The following is a 4725-nucleotide window of genomic DNA, read 5'->3' on the forward strand; positions in this document are numbered from 1 at the left end:
AGGTTTTAGGTGGTAATGGTTCAAAAATTCAGGATTTTGGTCAAGAGTTGGGCAGAACAATATTGGGAAAATTCTTACTCCTACCTCCTCCAAATTCCCATTTATTCTGTCTCCTGTCTCCTGTCTCCTGTCTCCTACCTGCACCCATAAGACTTTTTCAGCAAGCCCTAATTATAGGCATTTGGAGTAGAGAAAAATCTCAAGGAGAAACTACTTAAAATTTGATATTAACTACAGATAATTTTCTTTAACCCCACCCTAATTTAAATTTACTTGAAAAATTTGGGTGCATTTCATAGCAAGCAAAAATACTTTTTTTCCTATATATTCCCTGTTCCCTGTTCCCTGTTCCCTGCTCCCTGTTCCCTAAAAGCGATAATTTTTTTGCTTTATTCACGCATTGAGATGCACCCAAAAATTTCCCCAATTTTTTCCCAAAAATTAACTTCGTATATATGAATCAACTTAAATAACATTCTGATTGTTTTTCTCAAAATTATATCCTGAAAACTCTATGGAATTTTCTATATTTTTTTGTGTATTTTACAACAATACTTCTTGAATTCCTTTAAACAATAGTATTACATAAAATATTCGTTAAAGCTTATTTAGAAAAAGATTAAGACAATATAATCTTTAAGCTAGTTAAAAAATATCCAGTTAAAGTAAATAGAGATACTAAAAGATACTATTAGTTAAAAAGCCTAATAAACTAAGGAATTTTAGTTATTAACTTAATTAGGTAAATCTACTTGAATAGCTAGCAGAAAATTAATTTTTTGGGTAAAACGAAACTTTTAATAGCTGTAGCAGTCATCAAAAAAAATCGACATATTAATACATACTTAATCAGACTTAATCAGATAACTTTAGGAAGTTATGATTAGGTATTAAAAAATCTACTGAATCAATGCTATTCCATTCTTTTTTCATTCCTCTAGCAACTCAAGGTTATGCAAACATTCTTATTTATATGGTTGGGACAAATTGTTTCCCTATTCGGTTCTAGTCTGAGTGAATTCGCTCTAGCAGTATGGGTTTATCAAACAACAGGTTCAATTACTCATTATGCTCTGTTATCCTTATTCATTCATCTACCTAGTCTCTTCATTTCACCATTTGCTGGTGCAATGGTAGATCGCTGGAGTCGGCGTAGAGTAATGATTGTCAGTGACTCAATCACTGGAGTAACAGCATTTGCAATAATGTTATTGGTCTTCTCTGGGCAACTGCAAGTTTGGCATATCTATATAGCAGTAGGTATTAGTTCCGTCTGTAACGCTTTTCAATGGCCAGCTTACACCTCTGCCATCACTCAACTTGTGCCAGTACAACACCTGAGTCGCGCAAATGGGATGGTACAAGGTGCAATGGCAACAGCAAGAATACTAGGTCCAAGTATAGCTGGATTGTTGATTATTAAAATCCATCTTCATGGAGTATTATTAGTAGACTTTGGTACTTATCTGTTTGGGTTGCTGACTCTGTTGAGTATAAAATTCCCCAGAAGAAAAAAGAAAATTACTAGACGTAGAGTAAGTATTGAAGAGTTATGGCAGGAAGTTATTTCAGGTTGGAATTATGTAGTTATACGTTCTGGTTTACGGAAGTTGACTATATTCTTTGGTGTTATCTACCTAAGTGCAGGAGTATTGCAAGTTTTATTCTTGCCAATGGTATTAAGTTTTGCCTCTGAAAAAGAGTTAGGAATAGTAATGTCTGTTAGTGGCATTGGAATGTTACTAGGTAGTGTGACAGTCAGTTTATGGGGAGGTACTAAGCGTCGAATAGAAGGAATTTTAATCTTTGCATTTATTCAGGGATTATGTCTATGTTTAGGGGGATTCAAAACTGCTGTAGTATTAGCTGCAATTGGTGGTTTTGGTTATTTATTTTCCAGGGCAGTTATTGTTAGTTTGAATCATACTATTTGGCAACAGAAAGTACCTCAAGATTTACAAGGACGAGTTTTTGCATTGCAGAATATGATGGAAAAGTCTTTATTAGTAATTACTCATTTAAGTGCAGCGCCTTTAGTGGAGTTTATGTTTAAACCATTGATGAGTGAAAATGGAATGTTAGCAAGTAGCGTAGGAAGAATTATTGGTGTTGGAGATGGCCGAGGAATGGCTTTATTATTTGTGTTGATGGGTTTATTGAATATTGGAGCAGTATTAGTTGCCTATCGCACTCCAGAGTTAAGGAGGGTAGAGAGAGAGTTGCCTGATGCCGATCGCTTTGAAGTTGGTAATACTGAATCTGATAATACTGAACAAACTGTTTTGATGCAGTAGCTCCTCTGGAAAAAAGGGAGTAGGGAGTAGGGAGTAGGGAGTAGCATGCAACGTCCCTACAGAATAAGTGATTTGATTTTTGATGATCGCTAGATGTTTAGAAATGACGATCAAATAATATCCACAGTCTTTGGTTAGGAGTATTGCACTGCAATGTTTCTGTGCAGGAAATCTGGAAGTTAATAAATCCTCATTCCTTACCCTATTCCTTCTACCTTCTTCCTTATTTTTGATGAATCTTAACCTCAATCCTACGATTACGTTGCCGATTAGTCTTAGAATTATTTTCTACTATAGGATTAGACTCTCCATAACCAATAACCAAAAAACGGTAGCGATCGCCCATATTTTTTGAGAAATATTCTGCTACTCCTTCTGCCTGCAAAAATGATTTTTCCTGATTGACCTTCATTTTACCTAGATTATCAGTATAACCAGAAACACTAATTGTCATTTCTGGATAATTTTTCAATTCACCAATTAAATTATCTAAAATTGACCTTCCCTCAGAACGAATTGTATTACTACCAGACTTAAACAAAACATCACTAGGAAGAGTAACCATCATTGTATTTTCACTAAAAACTGGCTGAGAAGGCTTATTTATTACTTGTTTATTCTGACGAGCAGAGATAGGCAAAGCTAACTGTTGAGATATTAAGTCCAATCTTGCCTCTAAATTTCCATCCGATTTTCTCACACCCAGTTGATTTTCTAAATTCCTGATACGACTAATTAAACTATTTAACTGTGTTTGTAACTGTTTAAGCTCTGTTTGTAATTCCTTTCTTTGTGCCTCAGTCAGTTCAACTTGAGGCATAATAATTTCTGAAGTAGAAGCGGGGGTAGATCTTGAGGATTGAGGTAACTTTTTCTGAGATACTATACTTCTAACACCACGGAGTAATTTTTCTGCTATAGGTATCTCTTGAGTAGTAGAAGGATATTGAAAAGCGATCGCCATTCCCAAAACCCAGGAAAAACCGCTAGTTACCACCAACAGTAAGAATCTAAATATTAAGGATAGTATTAACAAACCTATTCCCGGACTCCTAATACTAGGTTTCCGATCAAGAGAAGATTTACTCACGGTTTTTCCATTCTATGATTATTCTAATTGGATGCTACCTCAAAAACTGAAATTGATAAATAAGACATAATACCGGAGTTTTGAACTACAAAGGTTCTATTTCCAATGTACCATTTTCTTGAAACAACACCTTAAACTCAACTATAGATTGATTATTCTCCTCACCTGATGCTTTCTTATCAAGTAAATCTGGCAGAGGAATCTTATCTGCCTCATTAGCATCTGCCGGACTTATGGGTTTATAGCCAATAATAGAACCATCTGAAGCTACTGTCACACGATAAGTCAAAGTTTCGTTGATTTCTGTTGTCCAAGCATTATTAATTTTGTCATACAGTAAATTCTTTAATCGTTGAATCTCTGCTTCATCAGTAATTTCGGAACTGCTAGTCAAAGACGTCTCTAAATTTTCTTCGGTGAGCGTCTGTTCAGAAGTATCTTCCCCATCCACTTCATTTGATGAATTAATCGTGGCATCTGGTGATGAGTCCAAACCTTCAGGTGTAGGGGTAGGATTAAAACCAGGTTCTGAAGTACTGTTAGGAGATGCCTCTAAATTATCAATACTTTCATTTGACTGTGGTTGAGGATCTTTAGGACGTTGTACTTCTGGAATAGGGACAAAGAATAATGCCAGAGTAGCTAATGCCAAACCAGACATTCCCACAGCAGCAGGTATAACTTTCTGAGCTACAGGTTCTCCTAATTTTGCCTCTTTTCGAGAAACTGGTCTTACTGCCAGAGAGAAACCAGGTAAAGTCAAAGAATCAGCAAAAAACTGGTCCACTGCCTCAACCAAATCGAATAGTTGGACTGTATTTAAATCAACAATTCTTCCAGGTTTTTGCTCTGGAACATTGCCGTCAGAAACTGTCAATCTGTGTAGATTTGTATCTATTCTCTGTAAATGCACCAACTCTTGACTTTCACTTTGATGTCTAGGCAAAGATATTCCACTGAGAAATTCTTGGGCATAACTACTAACTTGTCTTACCAAGCTGTCAAAAAAATCTCGTCCCCCAGTTAATGATGGTTCTTGGCCTTGAATATGACATTCAGCATTGGTCAAAATAGATAATACCTGTCCTTGACTTAAATTAGGACTTCCAGTTTCACTCAAACCTTGTAAAACCAATTTACAATTAGGCAAACTGTACTGACGTTGAATCGTCATTGCACTTCTGCTCCATAAAAATCACCGGTTGAATACTTATTATATAGTTGGGGGAGATTGGGAGATTGGGAGATTGGGAGATTGGGAGATTGGGAGATTGGGAGATTGGGAGATGGGGAGATTGGGAGATTGGGAGATTGGGAGATTGGGAGATTGGGGGATTGGGA

At 36.1% G+C, this 4725-nt stretch carries 4 protein-coding genes; 2 read left to right on the forward strand and 2 right to left on the reverse strand.

Annotated features, from left to right (window positions below):
* The coding region (locus F6K54_RS40625) for a hypothetical protein (RefSeq protein ID WP_293090110.1) at positions 1-218 on the forward strand (218 nt) is incomplete at its 5' end.
* A 735-nt stretch (positions 219-953) separates the two neighbouring features.
* On the forward strand, positions 954-2294 hold the full coding sequence (locus tag F6K54_RS40630) for an MFS transporter (protein ID WP_293090112.1): 1341 nt from the start codon (positions 954-956) through the stop codon (positions 2292-2294).
* Between the two features lie 223 nt (positions 2295-2517).
* Here F6K54_RS40630 and F6K54_RS40635 read toward each other — a convergent pair whose 3' ends face one another.
* On the reverse strand, positions 2518-3384 hold the full coding sequence (locus F6K54_RS40635) for an OmpA family protein (RefSeq protein ID WP_293090113.1): 867 nt from the start codon (positions 3382-3384) through the stop codon (positions 2518-2520).
* Positions 3385-3469: 85 nt separating this feature from the next.
* Entirely contained in the window at positions 3470-4558 is a 1089-nt protein-coding gene (locus F6K54_RS40640; RefSeq protein WP_293090114.1) for a DUF4335 domain-containing protein, read from the reverse strand.
* Positions 4559-4725: the final 167 nt, after the last annotated feature.

This window comes from Okeania sp. SIO3B5 (assembly GCF_010692555.1).
In the GTDB taxonomy this organism is placed as follows: domain Bacteria; phylum Cyanobacteriota; class Cyanobacteriia; order Cyanobacteriales; family Microcoleaceae; genus Okeania.